This is a genomic window from Sphingobacterium sp. E70 (assembly GCF_019285695.1).
Taxonomy (GTDB): Bacteria; Bacteroidota; Bacteroidia; order Sphingobacteriales; family Sphingobacteriaceae; genus Sphingobacterium; species Sphingobacterium detergens.
Genome location: NZ_CP079104.1, coordinates 513,436 through 533,108, shown reverse-complemented (window position 1 = coordinate 533,108; position 19,673 = coordinate 513,436). Strand labels below are relative to the sequence as shown.

Sequence of the window (19,673 nt, the reverse complement as noted above, 5' to 3'; positions counted from 1 at the left end):
AGATATAGTTAACAAATAAACACAATATGAAAACTTCAATTGGAATTAAAGATGCAGACTTAAAAAAGTTGCGAAATTGCTCAATGTCTTATTGGCCGATGAGCATATTATTTATATGAAAACACGCAATGCGCATTGGAATGTTGAAGGAGCTGATTTTCACGCTGCTCATTTATTTTTAGAATCCCAATACGATGAGTTGGCAGAAGTTATTGATGAAGTGGCGGAGCGTGTACGTACATTGGGTCACTATGCGGTAGGTACATTTGATAAATATCTAAAATTAACGCGTTTGACAGAATCAACATCTGAAAAGACAGATAGTCAATCTTATTATAAAGAGCTGCTGTCGGATCACGAGTCTATTGCGATGTCAATTCGTGGGGATATTGCTGTCGTGGAGGGAACCGCTGATAATGGTACGGAAGATTTTTTGGTGGGCTTGTTGGAAAAACACGAGAAAATGGCTTGATGCTGCGCGCTCATTTTATAAAATAGTAGATGTAGTCCCATCTGATATGGATAATCCCGCTCCTTTTAAGGAACGGGATTTTTTTATGTTTTGTTGTCGGCGCAGGATAATTTTTCTATCTTAAAGAGGAATTAAGCCTTCAGAAACTTTTAACATATTACAGCTATGCTTGAAGACGACAACCTAAATCAAACCACACTAAACGAGGAAGAAAATGATGGTACTTTGGAAAGTATCATCATGTGAATAATCCGGTATTGGATTTACCTAAAATTGAAAAGAAATACCTCGAAACAGTTGTATCCCACAATCAAAATGACAAATCATACTATTTTTCCGATGGTAAGGCAAAAGTCGAGATTAAGATCGTAACGGATGAGATTGTACGTGTTCGATTGGCACCACAGGGGACATTTTTGGAAGATTTTTCCTATGCCCTGGCAAAGAAAGACCATCGCGTCAGTATACACCAATGTAAAGAGGAGGTAGACCATTATAGTGTTCATACAAACACCATTTCATGTCGCATCAATAAAAGCGACTTTTTGATTTCCTTTTCTGACAGAGCGGGTAAACTGTTTAATGCCGATTTGGCTCCAATGCACTGGGAAGAAAGTCCGGATTTTGGCGGATATTATGTTTATAGTACTAAAGTTGCTTTTGAAAATGAAGCATTTTATGGACTGGGCGATAAGGCCACTAAGCTTAATCTTCGTGGTAAGCGATTAAAGAATTGGAACTCGGACACCTATGCCTTTGCTTATGATCAGGATCCTTTATATAAAACCATTCCTTTTTACATTGGACTAAAGGATGGTGAAGCTTATGGTATTTTCTTTGATAATACGTTTAAGACCTATTTCGATTTTGCTGCCGAGGATCCAGGAAAGACTAGCTTTTGGTCGGAAGGTGGTGAATTACAATATTACTATATCCATGGTCCGCATATTATTGACGTGATCCGTAGGTATCATACCTTGACGGGAACTCACTATTTGCCTCCACTTTGGGCTATTGGTTATCATCAATGTCGATGGAGCTATTATCCGGAAGCCAATGTGCGTAAAGTGGCCGAAGAATTCAGAAAAGACAAATCCCATGTGACGCCATTTACCTGGATATTGATTACATGGATGGCTACCGCTGTTTTACATGGAATAAACAATATTTTCCAAATCCGAAAAAAATGATTGCTGATCTTGCCAACGAGGGTTTTAAGACAGTGGTCATGATTGATCCGGGAATTAAAGTGGATGAAAACTATTGGGTATTTCGGGAAGGTAAAGAGAATAAATATTTCTGTCGCCGTGGCGATGATTATTTTATGGAGGGATTTGTCTGGCCTGGGCGCTGTCAATTCCTGATTTTACAAACCCTGAGGTCAGACAGTGGTGGGGAACCTTATACCAGGGCCTGGTGGAGGATGGTGTGGCAGGTTTTGGAACGATATGAATGAACCAGCGGTTTTTGGTCGTGGGACTTTTCCAGATGATGTCAGACATCAATACGATGGACATCGTGGATCGCACCGCAAAGCACATAACGTCTATGGTATGCAGATGGTGCGTGCTACCTATGATGGCTTAAAGAAATTGTATAAAAACAAAAGGCCATTTACCATTACACGAGCGGCTTATGCTGGCACACAACGTTATTCTTCGGTTTGGACTGGAGATAATTTAGCGAGTTGGGAGCATCTCAAGCTTGGCACCCTGCAGTTGCAGCGTTTGTCGACGTCAGGGATGTCTTTTTGCGGAACGGATATTGGTGGATTTACAGGGAACCCGATGGGGAGCTGTTTACAAGGTGGATGCAATTTGGTGTTTTTTCGCCATTTATGCGTGTGCACTCCGCAGGGGATACCCGTGATCGTGAACCTTGGAGTTTTGGTGAAGACTGGGAGAAAATAAATAAAAAGTTTATAGAATTGCGATATAAACTGTTACCCTATATCTATACCTGTTTTTGGGAACAAACGAAATATGGTTATCCGATTTTGCGTCCATTTCGATGGTAGAGCAACATATTCCAACCAATTGGCAACGTGAAGAAGAGTTCTGTTTTGGCGATAAAATATTGGTGTCACCAGTGTTGCAACCCGGTCAGAAGAGCAAGATCGTTTACCTTCCTGCGGGAGACTGGTTCTATTACTTTAATAATGAGGTTTATATTGGTGGAAAGGAACATACTATCGCAACACCGCTGGATGAAATGCCATTATTTATTCGTGGTGGATCTGTTATTCCAGAATATCCAGTCATGCAATACACTGGTGAAAAGAAAGTGGAAGAACTGCAATTGAATATCTATTTTTCTGAAGGAGTACATCGTTCATACGTGTATTCTGATCATGGTGATACGTTTGCGTATGAACAAGATATCTATTTGGAAAAATGTTTTACACTGTCTGGATTAAAAGATTCCCTTTCTATCAAGCAGACCCGCGACGGATTATTTACCGAGCGATATGAAGAGTATAAGTTGCAATTGATAGGTCTACCATTTGCTGTTAAAAAGGTGAAAACAGATGGGATTGATACAAAAATACAAAAAGATGAACAAGGGCGATATTGGATTAATGTCGCACGTGAATTTGAAAACATATTGATAGAGGGTTAAACATGGCCAATCAAGTAATACCGCATAGTCTTTTTCGGAATTTGATGTTGCGCTGTTCCAATCGGGCAGGCATTTCAAATTGTATGAAAAATTTGGTTCGCATGAACTGGAAGTAGAGGGTGAAAGAGGCGTTTATTTTGCGGTTTGGGCCCCAAATGCAAAATCCGTTTCCGTAACAGGAAACTTCAATTTCTGGGACAAGGGGAGTCATCCTTTACATGTCCGCTGGGACACAAGTGGAATCTGGGAAGGTTTTATTCCCGGAATAGCCAATGGTGAAACTTACAAATATTGTATTCAGACCTCTTCAGGAGAAGAGCTTGAGAAAGGTGACCCATTCGCATTCAAATGGGAGGTAGCACCTAAAACGGCATCCATCGTCCATTCTAATTGGTACGAATGGAATGACGGAAACTGGATGAAGGAGCGTATCGTAAAAATAGACTGGACCAGCCATGGTCAGTCTATGAACTGCACCTTGGTTCATGGGCAAGAGATCCGGAGAGCCCAGATACGCTATTAAACTATCGGGAGATTGCTGTACAGCTTGTGGCGTATGTCAAGGAAATGAATTTTACGCATGTAGAATTTATGCCTTTGATGGAACACCCTATTACCCCTCATGGGGATATCAGATTACAGGTTATTTTGCTGCAAGCTCGCGTTATGGCTCTGCGCAGGATTTAATGTTCCTGATCGAAGCGCTCCATGCGGCCGGAATTGGGGTACTATTGGATTGGGTACCTTCACATTTCCCCGGTGATGCACATGGAATTTATCGCTTCGATGGTACAAGTCTTTATGAACACGAAGATCCACGAAAGGGTTTTCACCCTGACTGGCAATCGTATATTTTTAATTATGGTCGCAATGAAGTGCGCTCTTTTCTGATCAGTAATGCTTTTTACTGGTTGGATCGTTTCCATATCGATGGACTTCGCGTAGATGCAGTCGCTTCGATGTTGTATCTGGATTATAGCCGCAATGCCGGTGAGTGGATTCCGAACGAATTCGGTGGAAATGAGAACCTGGAAGCCGTACAATTCCTAAAAGAATTTAATGAGGCTGTTTATGCACATTTTCCGGATGTACAGACCATCGCCGAAGAATCGACCTCATGGCCTGGTGTCAGTAAACCAACCTATGCCGGTGGTCTGGGATTTGGAATGAAATGGATGATGGGATGGATGCACGATACATTGGATTATTTTAAGGAAGATCCAATCAATAGAAAATACCATCACGACCGTATCACTTTTGCCACAGTATATGCTTTTCATGAGAATTTTATGCTCCCGCTGTCACACGATGAAGTTGTTTATGGAAAACAGCCCCTGATTTATAAAATGCCTGGCGATGAGTGGCAAAGTTTGCTAACCTAAGGGCGTTATACTTGTTCATGTATACTTTCTTAGGGACGAAATTGCTGTTTATGGGTGGAGAGTTTGGACAAACGTCCGAATGGAATGTGAATCAATCGCTCGACTGGCATCTGTTGGAATTTATGCCACATCAGGGTATGAAAAAATTTGTAGCCGATTTAAATGCGACTTATCAACAACAACCCAGCCTCTTTCAAAAGGCTTTTGATGCTTCAGGGTTTGAATGGATAGATGCTGGCGACCGTGAAAATTCGGTCTTGGTCTATTGGCGTAAGGCATTTGATCAATGGGATGATACCGTGGTTGTGATTAATTTAACACCTGTTATACGCGAAGATTTTCGTATCGGACTGCCTTATGCAGGAGAATGGGAAGTTGTTTTGAGTTCGGACGATCTTAAATATTTCGGTTCAGGAGTGTGTAGTCAACATGTGGCAAGTGAACACCTGCATTGGATGAACCAGGTGCAATCTGCTCAGGTCAATCTTCCGCCGCTGGGAGGCTATATTCTTAAACGCAAGAAGGTTGTGAAAGAAGCGGTACCTGTAAAACCGGGAGAGCGTGTTCCGCTGTGATCGTATGTTTTATCGGTTGAAGGAGTAGGTAAAAGTAATTTCAAATAGGATAAGCTCCATCTGAATGATGGAAAAAAATATGTACAGATGAAAGTATTTCATTTAAGTGTCGAATGCTATCCCATAGCCAAGGTTGGCGGTCTAGCGGATGTGGTGGGAGCGTTGCCCAAGTATCAAACTAAGCTTGGAGTGGATGCCGCTGTCATTATGCCATGGTACGACCGCCCATTTGTCAAGGATCATTCTTTTGATGTTGTTTATGAGGGACTTTTTTCAAGGATCCGAACGATTAGATTATAGTGTTTTCAAGGAAAGAGATAATATACTGGGTTTTGAACTCTATTTGATTAAAATTCCAGGTAAATTGGATCGTCAGGAAGTCTATTGTTACCCCGATGAGGGAGAGCAGTTTATCGCTTTTCAACATGCTGTGTTAAACTGGTTCAAGGCAAAAGCGATTGTACCTGATATTGTCCATTGCCATGATCATCATGTCGGTTTAATGCCTTTTTTGATGAAATATAGCAATGAATATAATTTCCTTGCTGATGTAAAGACGGTTGCGACAGTTCACAATGGCCAGTACCAAGGTTGGACACACTGGAGCAAAGCGATTTTATTGCCTGGATTTGATAGTTGGAAATGGGGACTCCTGGACTGGGATGGTCTGATCAATCCACTTGCAGCGCTGATCAAGTGCTGTGATGCCTATACGACTGTTTCGGAGGGTTACCTTGAAGAGCTTTATGCAGATGCGAACGGTTTGCAGCACTTATTTTATGATGAGCGGCATAAGTCGGTCGGGATTGTCAACGGAATTGATTGGGATATCTGGAATCCGGATAAAGATTATACCCTGATTGAAAATTATGATCTTGCCTCGGCCTTTGCAGGTAAGCTCAAAAATAAACAGGCACTAGCACAGCAGTATAAAATTGACCCAGCACTTCCATTATTGGTCTTTATTGGTCGTTTTGCGACGGAAAAAGGAGCCGATTTACTGCCGGATATAATTTTGGATTTGACTGAAAATTTTCCCGGAAGATTGAGTATATTTATACTGGGTGCTGGAGATCCAGCGATTCAGGCACGGGTAAAAATGCTCGTGGATAAACAGATAGAAAATTTTGATGTGTTCTTTGGTTATGATGAAAATCTTGCGCATTGGCTTTATGCAAGTGCAGACTTTCTTTGATGCCTTCACGGGTTGAACCCTGTGGACTCAATCAGCTTTATGCCATGAAATATGGGACCTTGCCGATTGTTCACAGCGTGGGAGGGCTAAAAGATACAGTCATCGATTTGGAAAACAATGGGTACGGTGTTGGTTTTGACACGCTTGAGGTAGCTGATATCAGAAAGGCTATTGTCCGCGCTGTCGAATACTATGAAAATAAGTCTAAATTTGAAGACAACCAACACAAAATAATGAGTTTGGATTTTTCCTGGGATAAATCCGCAGCGAAATACTTAAATCTATATAACCAATTAATTTAATTTGATATGTCACATCACAATGTAGTAGCTATCGTCTTGGGCGGAGGAAGGGGCTCGCGTCTGTATCCGTTGACCGACCAACGGTCTAAACCAGCTGTTCCTATTGCAGGAAAATATCGCTTGGTTGATATCCCCATCTCGAATTGTCTCAATTCGGGGTTCAATAAGATTTTTGTATTGACACAGTTCAATTCGTCCTCGTTGAATTCGCATATTAAGAATACGTACAACTTCAGTATTTTTAGTAAAGGCTTTGTCGATATTTTGGCGGCCGAACAGACTAATGATGGTGACAAATGGTTTGAAGGTACTGCAGATGCTGTGCGTAGATCGTTCAAGAAGCTGGCAAGCATAGATTACGATTATGTCTTAATCTTATCGGGGATCAGCTTTATCAGATGGATTTTGATGCACTGGTGGATTTTCACGTACAGAATGAAGGCGATTTGACAATTGCGACCATTCCTGTCAATGGCAAAGATGCAACAGGTTTTGGAATCCTTAAATCGGATGAGCACAACCACATCACATCGTTTATAGAAAAGCCCAATAGTGAGCAGTTGGTGGACTGGAGTTCAGAAGTGAACGATCATTTGAAAGCCGAGGGCCGTGAGTACCTGGCATCCATGGGGATCTATGTGTTCAGTAAAGGTGTCCTAAAACGCCTGTTGGAGGAAAATAACGGAATGGATTTTGGAAAGGAAATTATTCCGGATGCGATTGAAGATATCAACGTACTCAGCTATCAGTATGAAGGCTATTGGACAGATATTGGAACAATAGGGTCATTTTATGAAGCCAATATTGGACTGACGGATAATATTCCAGCCTTTAACCTATTTGATAAAAATACGGTTTTTACCCGACCACGTATGCTGCCGCCATCTAAGATTTCGGGCACGACATTGATTAATTCGGTTATCTCTGATGGATGTATTATCCATGCCGATAAGGTCGACCGTTCAGTGATTGGCGTGCGTTCACGTATTGGTATCGGTTCTGTCGTAAGAGGAACCTATATGATGGGATCGGATTATTACGAGGATTTCTCGGATATGGATGAAGCGAAAAGAAAAAATATGCCCATTGTGGGTGTGGGTGAACGCTGTTATATTGAAAATGCGATTCTGGATAAAAACTGTCGTATTGGAAATGATGTTCGCATCAATGGTGGCCCCCATTTGTTGAGCGCCAACCATCAGACTTATACCGTTTGTGATGGTATTGTTGTGATCAAAAAAATGCGGTTATCCCGAGTGGAACGACAATCGGGCTCGCAACAGTATAAATTTATTAAACAAGGGAGATAATATATTGTTATAATTGCATGTTATTGTAATAAATAAATGCTTTGAAACAGATTATCTCCCTTCTTTTTGTATTGATCACACTTGTCGCCTGCGATACCTCCTTAATGGTACAGAGCACAGGTGTATTACGGGATGCTTCACGAAAATTTGAACTCCATAATGGTGACCGTCATATTATTTATATCCCGATGCGGCATTTAGGGACACGTGTATATTATGATCAGGTACAGGCTGCGGTAGATTCGCTCCAAAAATCGGGCTATGTTGTCTTTTATGAAAGCATCGCCTATCAGGTGGATAGCGCCGCACAACGTGATCTATACGATCGTAAGTTCAGAAAATTGACCGGTAATCGTCTCGGCTTACAACAATGTATTGAAACTCCCGGAGATACCTCCCGCGTGTTAAGAGCACCTTTGTACCGTAAATTGGGACAACGCATTATCAGCCAACCGGATTATTCTTTTTTCTGGTTGACTATGGAACCGCAGTTAATGCCGATATTCCTAAAAATAAATTATTGGATGATTTTGAGTATCGTTATGGTACCATACAGCTGGATGCCTGTGATTATGATACCCCATTAAGCGCACCCTATAGCTGCAAACCCATCAAAACCGCGCTCAAGAATAAGTTTGACAAAGAGTTTGTCATGCAACAACGCGAGGAAAATCTAGCTTCTCTAGTGGCTGACGCTCCGCAGCAGAAAATTTTAATCTTATTTGGCACATCTCATTTTAAAGGCTTTTTGCGTAATTTGCAAGCCAGAGATCCCCATTGGGTCAAGATAAAATAATATGTTAGGAAAGATTTTTATTATACTGCTCGTACCAGTAACCATCTATGTTGTCTATTACCTGTTAAATCGTACCGCGAAAAATAATAAGGCTATCAAACGAGTTTTGAGTGATGAGGGGAAGGATATCCTGGAAAGGGAGGTTGCCTATTACCGCCGTCTCTCTATTGCAGATAAGCAGGAATTTGAATCACGTTGTCTTGCTTTTCTGGATACGGTCAAGATCGAGGGGTGGGCGTCACGTTGGAGCTGAAAGATTATATGCTGATTGCAGCCAGTGCAATTATTCCAATCTTTGCATTTAAGAAATGGACTTATCCAAATCTGACCAATATTATGATCTATCCCGCACATTTCAATGCCGATTATCAATTTGAAGGCCATGCAGACCGGAATATCATGGGAATGGTCGGAGAAGGTGCCATGAATGGTCAGATGATTTTATCTAAATCAGCATTAGAATATGGTTTCCAAAATGCAAGTGATGGACAGAATACGGCTATACACGAATTTGTACATCTCATCGATAAAACAGATGGTACTGTAGACGGTGTGCCCAGTTATTTATTGGATAAGGCGGCTGTGATTCCGTTTATGAATCTAATACGGGAGGAAATCAACAAAATAAAACAGCATCAATCGGATATTGATACCTATGGTATGACCAATCCGGGTGAATTTTTTGCTGTCGCATCCGAATACTTTTTGAAAATCCAACGAAATTTCAAAAAAACCATCCAGAACTTTATACTGCACTTTCTAAAATTTTTGAGCAAAGTTAAGTGGAGATAAATAAAATTTTAGTATTTTTAAAGCAAACAGAAAATGTTTGCTTTTTTTTTAATTACAACTGTTATGCCTAAAACTACTATTTATTCTACTATTGCACTCGCATGTCTATTATTTTGCGGCAATAATCAAGGTTTTTCTCAGGGCGTTATGCTGTGGGAACGACTTTTACTGAAATGGCGGACCCGTCAAGGGATACGCTTTCTGATTGGTCAAATGTTAAACCTGGTGTGCACGCATCGTTTGTGTCGATCGATAAACGTTTTCCAAAATCTTTAAATCCCAACATTGCTATCCAGCCCAATAACAAGGTGGATGCCTGGAAAGGGGAGCAGGTATCTGCGCAGATTCTCCTGTGGACTAGTGCAGCAGCCTCTGATGTTGTTGTTTCGCCTGGTGAGTTAAAATCAACTACCGGCAAATCTATTTCCGCGGAAGCGGTACAAGCACGATTTGTTCGCTATGTGATGACAGATGAATTTGCGGAGGGATGTGGTTATCGTAAACCTGAAGACTTTAAAGCCGCGCTTTCTGCAGATATGCTGGATGATCTCAAAAGCTATAATCTCGAAGCAAAGCGCGTCCGTCCAGTATGGATTACGGTAAAAGTACCTGCTGGAGCAGCGGCAGGTCAATATAAGACAGTCATTGCTGTTAAACAAAAAGGTAAGGTGATACAGAATTTGGATCTGAATGTTAATGTTCAAGATCAAGTGTTACCACCAGCTTCACAATGGCCATTCCATTTGGATCAGTGGCAACATCCATCATCCGTAGCACGTGTCAACAATGTTAAGATGTGGAGTGATGAGCATTTTGAAGCCTTAAAGCCAACAATGAAGCAACTCGCTGCTGCTGGGCAGAAAGTCATTACGGCGACGTTAAATAAGGATGCCTGGAATGTACAGACCTATGATCCCTATGCGGATATGATCACCTGGAAGAAAGCAAAAGACGGATCCTGGAGTTATAATTATGCGGTATTTGACAGGTGGGTGCAATTTATGATGGACCTAGGAATTAACAAACAGATCAATTGTTATTCATTATTGCCATGGAATAATGAAGTGCATTATTTTGATGAAGCAAAAATGAACTGGTCAATGTTGTCGCAAAACCGGAACACCAGTATTTGAGGAGCTATGGACACCTTTCTTAAAAGATTTTAGTAAACATGTCAGCGCCAAGGGCTGGTTGAAAATTACCAATATCGCGATGGATGAGCGGGCACAGGAGCAAATGGATCCAGCAGTAGAACTTTTGGAACGTGTGGTACCTGAATTTGGAATTGCTTTTGCAGACAATCATAAAAGTTATAAGCGCTATCAAAAAAGTACCGATATCAGTGTTGCTGTAGGCGATCCTTTCGATCAAAATGATTTAATTGAAAGACGTAAAAAGGGTATATCACTACATTTTATGTTTGCTGTTCAGATGAGTTTCCGAATCAATTTACATTTTCTGATCCGGCAGAATCGACCTATATGGGATGGTACGCACTCGCTGCAGGATTTGATGGCGCGCTACGTTGGGCCTTTAATTCCTGGGTAGCCAATCCGCTGCAGGATTCACGATTCCGTACATGGCCTGCTGGAGACACTTATATTGTTTATCCGCAAGGTCGTAGCTCGATTCGTTATGAGCGTATGTTGGAAGGTATTCAGGATTTTACCAAAGTCAATATACTGAAAGAAAAGTTGGAAAAATCTAACGATCAAACGAATTTGGCAAAACTGAATGCAAAAATTGCCAAACTAAAAAAATCTAGACGTTATGCTGCCTGGAATGATGATCTCAATGATGCTAAAGCATTTGTAACCGAATTATCCAATAAGGTCAAGTAATAAAATCTTCATAGCGTTGAAAAAACAGGCTGCTCCTCGATACGATGGGAGCAGCCTGTTTTTTTAGGTAGCGTCTTTCTTGCAAAGTGTAGCCTGCAATCGTCATCTCTGTTCTGAAAACTGCGGATCGATCTGCATGTACTTTCTTCAATAGTAGAATACCCAAAACCATTGTTTCGCAATATTGTTGTTATAAAGAAGCGATAGCGTAATCAACACATCGTCGTGATATCAAAATCTTAAATCATCATATGGGTATGAAAAATGTAGCACACCAGATCGTTGGTATTTTAAAAGATGCGGGAATCAAACGTATTTATGCCGTGACAGGAGATAGTTTGAATTTTTTTAATGAGGCAGTTCATGAGGATGGAACCATGCAATGGATACATGTCAGGCATGAAGAGGTTGGTGCATTTGCGGCGACCGCCGAAGCGGATCTGCATGGGATCGCCTGCTGTGCTGGAAGTAGTGGGCCGGGCCATGTTCACCTGATCAATGGCGTTTATGAGGCACATAAGACACGTGTTCCAATGTTAGTGATTGCTTCAACCTGCGCCACCTATGAGTTTGGTACAGACTACTTTCAAGAGACTAATCCGATTAAATTATTTGACGACTGTTCATGTTATAATCAGATGATTACCCGGCCGGAACAGGTGCAACGTATGGTTCAGAATGCATTACAGCAGGCAATCTCAAAACGGGATGTTGCTGTTATCGGTCTGCCAGGGATGTTTCCGAAATGGAAGCCGTCCATATGAACACTTCGGCAAAGGTATTCTTTACACAGCCGCAGATCAGGCCCTCAGAGCTTGAAATTGGACGTTTGGCACAATATATTAATCAGGCGGATAAAGTGACTTTATTCTGTGGCGTAGGGGCCCGGAATGCGCAGAAACAAATTGTTGAACTCTCCGAGAAAATCCATGCACCTGTGGGGTATTCATTTAAAGCTAAATTGGATATTCAACGGGATAATCCCAATGAAATCGGTATGACGGGACTTTTGGGGACGGCATCGGCCTTTCAGAGCATGCACCATTCGGATCTGATCCTACTTTTGGGAACTGATTTTCCTTACAAGGATTTTATACCCACCAATAAAACGATTGTTCAGATCGATATCGAGGGCGAGAAACTCGGTCGACGGTCGATCGTAGACTATGGCTTGGTGGGGATATTGAGCATACATTGAAAGCTGTTTTACCCTTTGTGGAGGCGAGAACTGATTCAAGTTTTCTCGAAAAACAATTGGCGGCCTACGAGAAAGTAAAAGAAGATCTGATGATCTATGTCGAAGATTCGGGCAGTGAATGTGCTATTCAACCGGAGTTTGTGGCCCATACGATTGACCAAAAGGCGAGCGATGATGCTATTTTTTTAGTGGATACGGGCATGTCCTGTGTATGGGGAGCACGTTATATCAATCAGCGACGAGATCGCAAAATGCTCGGCTCATTTAATCATGGATCTATGGCAAATGCGATGCCGATGGCGATTGGAGCAGCATTGACACATCCCGAAAGACAGATCATAGCCTTCTGTGGTGATGGCGGGCTTTCGATGTTATTGGGAGATCTGGCTACGATAAAGCAGTATAATCTGCCAATCAAACTGATTGTGTTTAATAATCGTTCACTCGGAATGGTCAAATTGGAAATGCAGGTTGCCGGTTTAAAAGATCAGGAAACTAATATGGTGAATCCAGATTTTGCGATGGTGGCACAGGCGATGGGGATTCGTGCTTTTACGGTGACGCAACCAGAAGAGGTCGACGGTATCTTGGATGAAGCATTTAGTCTAACTGACGAGCCGGTACTTATCGATATCTATACCAGCCCCAATGCCTTAGCCATGCCACCCAAAATATCATTTAGCCAAATGAAGGGTATGACCGAAAGTATGGCTAAATTGATGCTATCGGGTAACTTTGAGGAAGTATGGGACACTATTAAGTCAAATTATAAACACTTGAAATCGCTCTGATAAGCGTAGATAACTTGTATTATCATGCAAAAAAGCCTCTCCAATATAAAATAGTTGGGGAGGCTTTTTGTCTAGGAAAAAAATAGGGTATTCGGACTATTGATTGAATGAAGTGAATTACTGATCAACATTGGCGTTGAACGAACCAAAGGCTCTTCAATAATTCCTCTTTACAGCGTCGAAGTTTTTCTATTTTCGATTCCGAAGAAATAGAAACATTCTCTTTAACAATAATAGCCAAATCTGTTTCAATGGATAATTTAGTGAGGGATGTACACCCACTATCAAATTTCTTAAAGCTTACATCTTTCATACTAATATTGGTTAAGAATTTCTGAATTTTATAATGTACAATTTACTAATAAAAATTAGCTTTACAATAAGCTGTGAATAATTTTATTGTTACTAAATTGTTTATTTTTAATCTTTTATCGGACTGTAACTTATAAACAATATTGCTGTAATTTTTGTTTTGTGAATTCCAAAATATTAAATGTTAGTTATTTAAAACAATATCTTGTTTTGATTGCTATTGATATTAATAAACAGGGAAGGCGGAATCTATTGTTCATAAGCTGCGATTAGCTCATCAATAAATTCCCCTTGGCGCTGATTTTTTTCAGTTGCTGCCACGTATTTAAGAAAAATTAATTATTCGCATGAAAATAATCAATATTGGATTGTCACTACTGATTTTTGCTACTGCTTGTCAGCAAAAGGACAAAAAGAAAGATGACCAGGCACAAATGGGATCGGATACCACAACCGTTGCCGCAGCAATTGCTGAAAATGGAACCTATCAATACCTCAAAAATGGTGATACAATCTCGTTAATAATTGCCATTGATGGGGATAAAGTGCATGGTGACCTCAACTACAACTGGAAAGAAAAAGACCGAAATGTTGGGCATATTGACGGTATCCTCAAAGACGGTATCTTGTTGGCAGACTATACCTTTGCTTCCGAAGGGCAGCAATCCGTTCGGCAGGTTGCTTTTAAATTCTCCAAAAACGGGGCAGTTGAAGGCTTTGGGGATATGGAAGAAAAAGGAGGGAAGATGTCTTTTGTTGCGCCTGATAAATTGGCTTATGATGAAAAATTTGTCCTAGAAAAGCTGAACCAATGAGCACCATAACAGGAGTTTTGGGATAAATATAATCAGTCCGACTAGTAGCGCTGTGATGCTGCTCAGCATGACCGCTGCTGCAGCAACATCTTTGATCCTTTTGATGTTGGGATTTCTTTCTTGACAGACAAAATCAGCGAGATGTTCTAATGCCGTGTTCAGCAACTCACTGACAAGAACAAAACCAATGGAAAAAATAATGGCTAGCCACTCATAAGGGCTTATTCGGAGGAGGTACGACAATACGATTGCTACAACTGCGGCAATGAGATGTATCCTGAAATTGTGTTCTTCTTGCCAAACGATTTTTAACCGTTAAAGGCATAGCTAAAACTTCGGATTCTATCTTTCCATGAAAAGTTGCTTCGGGCCATAGTCAATCTGCTATATTTTATGTAAATATAACCTTTCCCTTCGTTTTTGACTGGCCTTAATTTTTGTTTAGGCTAGAACCCTCATTGTAGCCTGTCCTCCGTATTGTGACTTGTACTTTAACGGCGATTATCGCAAATAGCTGCTGCTCTGATAGAACTTTAAGGGCAGCGGATTTTAGTCTGTATTTTTTTCATTTTTGTCGCTGATTTTTACCAAAAGTATTATTGAAATGCGTAGTATTTTTGAGTAAATTGCTTTATGATCTACAATTTTGATAAAATAATCGACCGTAGGGGGACTGATTCGGTAAAATGGAATCAACAGGACTACGCCGATTTAATTCCACTCTGGGTTGCTGATATGGATTTCCCTGCATCCAAAGAGATTATCGACGCGTTGACCAGACGTGTTCAACATGGCATTTATGGCTATGCAAAAGTGCCGGATGCTTTTTATGAAGCGGTATCGGACTGGTCTAATCGTAAACATGGTTTTCATTTGCAGCGCGAGTGGATACTTCCGGTTTTAGGTGTGGTGCCAGCTTTGTCGGCAATTGTTGCAGCATTAACAGAAACGGGGATAAAGTACTGATCCAAGAACCTGTATACCATTGCTTTTTTCATCGATCGAACGTAATGGCTGCGAGGTGGTTTCCAACGACCTATTGTATAAAGATGGGCAATATGCAATTGATTTTGTAGATTTTGAAACTAAGGCGAGTGATCCGAAGGTAAAGCTCTTTATCCTCTGCAGCCCACATAACCCAGCGGGTCGGGTCTGGACAAAAGCCGAGCTTGAACGCTTGGGGAGATCTGTCTAAAGCACAATGTTCTTGTTATTTCGGATGAAATCCATTGTGATTTGGTTTTTGAAGGGCATCAGCATATTCCTTTGGAACGATCAATCAAGCCTTTTAGCGAATACAATCACTTGTATTGCCCCAAGCAAAACCTTTAATCTTGCAGGATTGCAAGTCGTTGCAGTCATCGTCGCCGATCCTATTTTAAATAAGAAGGTGAAGGATGCCTTTCTTGTTAATGAGATTGCGAGTATCAGTCCTTTTGCGATCACGGGTTTAATAGCCGCCTATCAACAAGGGGAGGATTGGCTGCAACAAGCGCTAGCCTATATTTATAATAATTATATTTATTTAAACAGCTATATGGCGGAGCATCTGCCGGCTTTAAAAATTATTCCGCTTGAGGGCACCTATTTGGTTTGGGTAGATTGTACTGCATTAAATATTTCCAGCCGAAAACTAGGACAAATACTATTGAAAGAGGCCCATCTGCAGGTCAATGTCGGTGCCATGTACGGTAAGGGAAGTGATTCTTTTATCCGGTTGAATATCGCCTGTTCGAGGTCTATTTTACAAGAGGGGTTAGCGAGGTTGAAACAGGTGTTGCTGAATTTGCCAAAAGAATAACGAATTATTTAACATTATTGGTTTACTCAATATAAAAAGCACCTGAACCAAACCGTTCAGGTGCTTTTTAATGTATAAAATGCTTTTGGTAGCGATTAGATACCCATTTCCTTTAAAATAAAATGAGCATTATCAATCTTATCAGCAACCCAAAGTACATAACGGATATCCACACCGATGGAGCGGCTATAGCTTTCGTTCCATGCAAAATCGTTGATTGTCGCATCATAGGCACGGTCAAAGTTTACACCGATCAACTCACCATTTGCATTCATGATCGGCGAACCTGAGTTGCCCCCTGTGGTGTCCATATCATACAATATATTGACAGGAACAGAGCCCAGGTCTTTCTTTAAATAGGGGCCAAAGTTCTTATTGAGATACGCCGTCTTGATTTCTTGCGGATAGTCGAAATCGGATAGACCAAGATTCCCTTTCTGAATAATACCTTCAATGGTTGTGAATGGTTTCATATAGGTAGCGTCTGCAGGAGCATAACCTTTAATATGTCCATAAGTCAAACGCAAGGTGGAGTTAGCATCAGGAATAAAGTTTTTAGCCTGAAAGATTTCCTTGACAGCGACATAGTCACCCATCAGTTTATTCAACACACCTTCACGTCTTTTCTGCTCAGCGGCGAAGATGACAATATCATTGTCCAGCTCATTTTGAAAACTTAATAGTTTATCATCAAATTGGCTTAATGCGTTTGCATTCGCCAAAACTGTATTTAGAATATAATTTTGATCTGCCAGTTTACTGCTATTGATGAGCTGTGTAGCATAGGTATTGGCTGTTTCCCATTCAATTGGAGTTTCTGAATTGATTCAAGTTGATTTTTACCTTGGAAAGCAGCTGCATCGGCAAGCATCCTACCGAAAATACGTTGGTCTGCCTGTTTGTTGTAGCTTTCGTAAGTTTCTTGAATACTTTTTTAAGCTGTTCGACATTATAGTCGAATAACTGTTTTGCGGCATGTGAAGAGCGCTCTTTACCCATTGCTACTTTTAAGGTATTGAGATCGCGGGCAACTTTCAGTAAGCTGGTACTGTTATAAATATTGTTGATCCAAAGCTCTTTTAAGGCATCTTGATCACTGACTTGATAGTAAGCGGCAATATCGTTTAATAGATTGCCATATTTACCTTTAAGTTCGGGTTTACTCAGGATAAATGCTGCAAGCGCCTCATCTTCCTGCTTTTTTGTTGACAGGAGATCTATGCCGCGCAAGCCTTTGAGTTTGCCACGGTAGTTTTTAAGCACATTGGCGTTGCGTTTGATCCGTGTCGCCAAAGAGAGTGCAATATCCGTATTGTCTTTCCCAGCTTCCTCCATTTGTTTGTTCTGGAAATCATACAAATTGGAAACGTAAGGCAATAAATAGTCTTGTTGGTATTTGATATATTGTGCCGGACGATGTCTGAATGTCTTCCCTGGATAGCCTAGGATAAAGGTGAAATCATTTTCTTTTACACCATTTGGGTTGACTTTCAGGTGCTTCTTTGGTTGGTAGGGCACATTATCTTTTGAATAGGGAGCTGATTTTCCATTTTTACCTACATAGGCCCGAAGGAAGGAATAGTCGCCCGTATGACGTGGCCATACCCAGTTGTCAGTCTCGCCACCAAATTCACCAATATTTTGACGTGGAATATAAACAAGACGCACATCTTCGATTGTTTTGTAGCGAAATAGGACATAGCTCTTGCCAATGAACATTTCGGATACTTCAGCTTTGATCGTAGGGTCTTCTTTTTCAGCTTGTTTAACAAGTTCTTCCTGTTTTCTTTTAATGGTATTGATGCGCTCGACAGGGTCACTGATATTGGCTACGGAATTTAATATTTTAACAGATACATCTTCGTATGAATCTGTAATTCTGATCTTCAATCCTTTTGCTTCAATCTCTTGTTCCTGATTTTGTGCGACAAAGCCATTTTTAAGATAATTGTTGATGGCGGTACTGGCCAACTGAACTGCAGAAAAGGCACAGTGATGGTTGGTAATAATCAGACCACGGTTGGAGACGAATGATCCTGTACATCCACTGACTTGAACTAGGGCGTCCACTAATCCAACTTGGCCGGGATTGTAGATATCCTTCTCACTGATCTTTAATCCGGCTTTCTTTAAACCCGCTCTATTTAATTCGCTCAAGGGGTACATCCCTTCGTCTGGGTTCGCATTAGCGTATGGGATGTTCGTTGCGGATAATAATAGTGCTAGTGCAATTGTCGTATGATGTATAAACTTCATGGGATTTTTTAATATCAACTGTTATAAATCTCCAAATTTAAGAAAAGCTTTTTGATGAATTCGACTTTTCGATCAACAATTGTCATAATAGCTGGCTAATTCTCGCTTTTTGGCAAGGTATTTATTGTATAATATGATCGGGGAAGCAATGGTCGAGCCTTAAAATATTGTGTATTTGCCATCGTTTTGCAGGAGTATTCGTAATTTTGCGCTTTAAAGATTTTAACATGACCTTAATCCAATTGGAATATATCATTGCTGTTGATACCTATCGTAGTTTTGTTGCCGCAGCCGAAAAGTGTTTTGTGACACAGCCGACCTTAAGTATGCAGATCCAGAAACTAGAAGAGTCTTTGGGAGCTAAAATCTTTGACCGGAGCCGTCAGCCTGTTGTGCCTACTGAAATTGGGGAGAAGATTATACTTCAAGCAAGATCAGTACTGACAGAAAGCCGTAAGATCAATGAAATTGTACAGGACAAGAAGGGGGAAATCGAGGGGACGCTAAAAATCGGTGTTATCCCGACAATCGCGCCCTACTTATTGCCTAAGGTATTGATAACGTTTATGGAGAAGTATCCAAAATTGCAATTGCAGATCTGGGAATATACTACCGAACGTATTGTGCATGAGCTGAAGGTTGGGCTTTTGGATTGCGGTGTGCTATCGACTCCCTTAAATGATCAGGGTATACTGGAGTCTCCTCTGTTTTATGAAAATTTTGTCGCTTATATATCTGAAAATAGTCCCTTGTTTTCAAAGAAAGTGCTGAGTGGAGACGATATTGCCGATGATAAGCTCTGGTTGCTCAATGAAGGACATTGTATGCGTGGACAGGTACTTAATATTTGTCATCATAAGCATAATCAAGATCTTTCCGGACGTTTTGAGTATAATACCGGTAGTGTTGAAACACTCAAAAGAATGGTGGATATCAATGATGGTATCACAATCTTGCCGGAGCTTTCGATTTCAGATTATGTGGATGAGCAGTTGGATAAGATCCGTTATTTCAAATCACCGGAACCCGTCCGCGAAATATCGTTGGTCACGACACAAAATTATGTCAAACGACATGCAATTCAGGCATTGGAAAAGGAAATATTAGCGGTTGTACCCGATAAATTTAAAACAAAAAAAAAAGGAAGTGTTGAGCTTTCAATAAGAAGACATGGCAAATCTCAGTGTACGTTTTTTTAAGAAGATAGATCAGATCA

General features: G+C 40.8%; 22 protein-coding genes and 5 pseudogenes. 23 read left to right on the top strand and 4 right to left on the bottom strand.

The annotated features are described in order from the left end of the window. Positions 1-76 precede the first annotated feature (76 nt). The 15 genes and pseudogenes from KUH03_RS03930 to KUH03_RS48060 all read left to right on the top strand — a co-directional run. Positions 77-472 (top strand): Dps family protein, encoded by a 396-nt coding sequence (locus KUH03_RS03930; RefSeq protein WP_257091667.1) that lies wholly within the window; start codon positions 77-79, stop codon positions 470-472. Positions 473-714: 242 nt separating this feature from the next. Beyond that, positions 715-1,928: pseudogene (locus KUH03_RS03925) on the top strand (TIM-barrel domain-containing protein). Next, a pseudogene (locus KUH03_RS03915) lies at positions 1,921-2,489 on the top strand (TIM-barrel domain-containing protein). The pseudogenes KUH03_RS03925 and KUH03_RS03915 overlap by 8 nt, the downstream one beginning before the upstream one ends. Then, positions 2,483-3,091 carry a DUF5110 domain-containing protein gene (locus tag KUH03_RS03905; RefSeq protein WP_257091662.1) on the top strand — a complete coding sequence of 203 codons (609 nt, stop codon included), beginning with the start codon at positions 2,483-2,485 and terminating at the stop codon, positions 3,089-3,091. Before KUH03_RS03915 ends, KUH03_RS03905 begins: the two are co-directional and overlap by 7 nt. 52 nt (positions 3,092-3,143) lie before the next feature. Continuing rightward, positions 3,144-5,048 (top strand): annotated as a pseudogene (gene glgB / locus KUH03_RS03900) (1,4-alpha-glucan branching protein GlgB). 87 nt (positions 5,049-5,135) lie between these two features. Continuing rightward, a complete protein-coding gene (locus tag KUH03_RS45205) occupies positions 5,136-5,348 on the top strand; it encodes a glycogen/starch synthase (RefSeq protein WP_306429437.1) in 213 nt (70 codons plus the stop codon). Beyond that, a complete protein-coding gene (locus KUH03_RS03895; RefSeq protein ID WP_306429930.1) occupies positions 5,248-6,243 on the top strand; it encodes a glycogen synthase in 996 nt (331 codons plus the stop codon). The genes KUH03_RS45205 and KUH03_RS03895 overlap by 101 nt, the downstream gene beginning before the upstream one ends. Next, positions 6,243-6,545, top strand: a complete 303-nt coding sequence (locus KUH03_RS03890) for a glycosyltransferase (RefSeq protein WP_257091661.1) — start codon at positions 6,243-6,245, stop codon at positions 6,543-6,545. The genes KUH03_RS03895 and KUH03_RS03890 overlap by 1 nt, the downstream gene beginning before the upstream one ends. A gap of 6 nt (positions 6,546-6,551) precedes the next feature. Further along, positions 6,552-7,855: pseudogene (locus tag KUH03_RS03885) on the top strand (glucose-1-phosphate adenylyltransferase). Positions 7,856-7,896: 41 nt separating this feature from the next. After that, complete coding sequence (locus KUH03_RS03880) at positions 7,897-8,442, top strand: hypothetical protein (RefSeq protein ID WP_257091660.1); 546 nt, start codon at positions 7,897-7,899, stop codon at positions 8,440-8,442. Beyond that, entirely contained in the window at positions 8,376-8,651 is a 276-nt protein-coding gene (locus tag KUH03_RS03875; RefSeq protein ID WP_257091659.1) for a hypothetical protein, read from the top strand. The genes KUH03_RS03880 and KUH03_RS03875 overlap by 67 nt, the downstream gene beginning before the upstream one ends. 1 nt (position 8,652) lies before the next feature. Further along, entirely contained in the window at positions 8,653-8,904 is a 252-nt protein-coding gene (locus KUH03_RS03870; RefSeq protein ID WP_257091658.1) for a hypothetical protein, read from the top strand. Further along, a complete protein-coding gene (locus KUH03_RS03865) occupies positions 8,895-9,443 on the top strand; it encodes a zinc-dependent peptidase (protein ID WP_257091657.1) in 549 nt (182 codons plus the stop codon). The genes KUH03_RS03870 and KUH03_RS03865 overlap by 10 nt, the downstream gene beginning before the upstream one ends. Before the next feature lie 152 nt (positions 9,444-9,595). Next, entirely contained in the window at positions 9,596-10,576 is a 981-nt protein-coding gene (locus KUH03_RS03860) for a glycoside hydrolase domain-containing protein (RefSeq protein WP_257091656.1), read from the top strand. 37 nt (positions 10,577-10,613) lie between these two features. Next, positions 10,614-11,284: pseudogene (locus KUH03_RS48060) on the top strand (DUF4091 domain-containing protein); the annotation flags it as partial. Here the strand turns inward: KUH03_RS48060 and KUH03_RS03845 are convergent. Further along, positions 11,277-11,456: a hypothetical protein gene (locus tag KUH03_RS03845; RefSeq protein ID WP_257091652.1), complete on the bottom strand. Its 180-nt coding sequence runs from the start codon at positions 11,454-11,456 to the stop codon at positions 11,277-11,279. The pseudogene KUH03_RS48060 and the gene KUH03_RS03845 sit on opposite strands and share 8 nt — an antisense overlap. Before the next feature lie 85 nt (positions 11,457-11,541). Between KUH03_RS03845 and KUH03_RS45200 the strand changes: the two genes are divergently transcribed. The 4 genes from KUH03_RS45200 (at position 11,542) to KUH03_RS03835 (ending at position 14,400) form a co-directional block, all read left to right on the top strand. Further along, positions 11,542-12,048: a thiamine pyrophosphate-binding protein gene (locus KUH03_RS45200; RefSeq protein ID WP_306429436.1), complete on the top strand. Its 507-nt coding sequence runs from the start codon at positions 11,542-11,544 to the stop codon at positions 12,046-12,048. Continuing rightward, positions 12,030-12,482, top strand: coding sequence for a hypothetical protein (locus KUH03_RS45195; protein WP_306429435.1), 453 nt, complete (start codon positions 12,030-12,032; stop codon positions 12,480-12,482). The genes KUH03_RS45200 and KUH03_RS45195 overlap by 19 nt, the downstream gene beginning before the upstream one ends. Beyond that, the gene (locus KUH03_RS45190) at positions 12,479-13,273 is read left to right on the top strand and encodes a thiamine pyrophosphate-dependent enzyme (protein ID WP_306429434.1); all 795 of its coding nucleotides are present in this window, start codon (positions 12,479-12,481) and stop codon (positions 13,271-13,273) included. The genes KUH03_RS45195 and KUH03_RS45190 overlap by 4 nt, the downstream gene beginning before the upstream one ends. 659 nt (positions 13,274-13,932) lie before the next feature. Further along, a complete protein-coding gene (locus KUH03_RS03835) occupies positions 13,933-14,400 on the top strand; it encodes a hypothetical protein (protein WP_257091650.1) in 468 nt (155 codons plus the stop codon). Here the strand turns inward: KUH03_RS03835 and KUH03_RS03830 are convergent. Next, positions 14,380-14,667 carry a diacylglycerol kinase family protein gene (locus KUH03_RS03830; protein ID WP_373564937.1) on the bottom strand — a complete coding sequence of 96 codons (288 nt, stop codon included), beginning with the start codon at positions 14,665-14,667 and terminating at the stop codon, positions 14,380-14,382. The two genes, KUH03_RS03835 and KUH03_RS03830, sit on opposite strands and share 21 nt — an antisense overlap. A gap of 366 nt (positions 14,668-15,033) precedes the next feature. Between KUH03_RS03830 and KUH03_RS03825 the strand changes: the two genes are divergently transcribed. From KUH03_RS03825 to KUH03_RS03815, 3 genes are read left to right on the top strand one after another with little or no spacing between them, the layout of a single operon-like run. After that, entirely contained in the window at positions 15,034-15,366 is a 333-nt protein-coding gene (locus KUH03_RS03825) for a hypothetical protein (RefSeq protein WP_257091649.1), read from the top strand. A 19-nt stretch (positions 15,367-15,385) separates the two neighbouring features. Then, the gene (locus KUH03_RS03820) at positions 15,386-15,595 is read left to right on the top strand and encodes an aminotransferase class I/II-fold pyridoxal phosphate-dependent enzyme (RefSeq protein WP_257091648.1); all 210 of its coding nucleotides are present in this window, start codon (positions 15,386-15,388) and stop codon (positions 15,593-15,595) included. A gap of 6 nt (positions 15,596-15,601) precedes the next feature. Further along, positions 15,602-16,201, top strand: coding sequence for an aminotransferase class I/II-fold pyridoxal phosphate-dependent enzyme (locus tag KUH03_RS03815; RefSeq protein WP_306429433.1), 600 nt, complete (start codon positions 15,602-15,604; stop codon positions 16,199-16,201). Between the two features lie 95 nt (positions 16,202-16,296). Here KUH03_RS03815 and KUH03_RS03810 read toward each other — a convergent pair whose 3' ends face one another. Both KUH03_RS03810 and KUH03_RS03805 read right to left on the bottom strand, forming a co-directional pair. Then, the gene (locus KUH03_RS03810) at positions 16,297-16,938 is read right to left on the bottom strand and encodes a S46 family peptidase (protein WP_257098039.1); all 642 of its coding nucleotides are present in this window, start codon (positions 16,936-16,938) and stop codon (positions 16,297-16,299) included. Between the two features lie 67 nt (positions 16,939-17,005). After that, the gene (locus tag KUH03_RS03805; protein ID WP_257091647.1) at positions 17,006-18,457 is read right to left on the bottom strand and encodes a S46 family peptidase; all 1,452 of its coding nucleotides are present in this window, start codon (positions 18,455-18,457) and stop codon (positions 17,006-17,008) included. A gap of 227 nt (positions 18,458-18,684) precedes the next feature. Here KUH03_RS03805 and KUH03_RS03800 point away from each other — a divergent pair, with 227 nt between their 5' ends. After that, entirely contained in the window at positions 18,685-19,656 is a 972-nt protein-coding gene (locus KUH03_RS03800) for a hydrogen peroxide-inducible genes activator (protein ID WP_257098037.1), read from the top strand. Positions 19,657-19,673 lie beyond the last annotated feature (17 nt).

Coding starts and splice junctions, on each gene's coding strand:
- KUH03_RS03905 (WP_257091662.1), top strand. CDS start 2,483: ATGGTAGAGCAACATATTCCAACCAATTGGCAACGTGAAGAAGAGTTC.
- KUH03_RS45205 (WP_306429437.1), top strand. CDS start 5,136: ATGAAAGTATTTCATTTAAGTGTCGAATGCTATCCCATAGCCAAGGTT.
- KUH03_RS03890 (WP_257091661.1), top strand. CDS start 6,243: ATGCCTTCACGGGTTGAACCCTGTGGACTCAATCAGCTTTATGCCATG.
- KUH03_RS03870 (WP_257091658.1), top strand. CDS start 8,653: ATGTTAGGAAAGATTTTTATTATACTGCTCGTACCAGTAACCATCTAT.
- KUH03_RS03845 (WP_257091652.1), bottom strand. CDS start 11,456: ATGGTTTTGGGTATTCTACTATTGAAGAAAGTACATGCAGATCGATCC.
- KUH03_RS45200 (WP_306429436.1), top strand. CDS start 11,542: ATGAAAAATGTAGCACACCAGATCGTTGGTATTTTAAAAGATGCGGGA.
- KUH03_RS45195 (WP_306429435.1), top strand. CDS start 12,030: ATGGAAGCCGTCCATATGAACACTTCGGCAAAGGTATTCTTTACACAG.
- KUH03_RS03835 (WP_257091650.1), top strand. CDS start 13,933: ATGAAAATAATCAATATTGGATTGTCACTACTGATTTTTGCTACTGCT.
- KUH03_RS03825 (WP_257091649.1), top strand. CDS start 15,034: ATGATCTACAATTTTGATAAAATAATCGACCGTAGGGGGACTGATTCG.
- KUH03_RS03815 (WP_306429433.1), top strand. CDS start 15,602: ATGTTCTTGTTATTTCGGATGAAATCCATTGTGATTTGGTTTTTGAAG.
- KUH03_RS03805 (WP_257091647.1), bottom strand. CDS start 18,457: ATGAAGTTTATACATCATACGACAATTGCACTAGCACTATTATTATCC.
- KUH03_RS03800 (WP_257098037.1), top strand. CDS start 18,685: ATGACCTTAATCCAATTGGAATATATCATTGCTGTTGATACCTATCGT.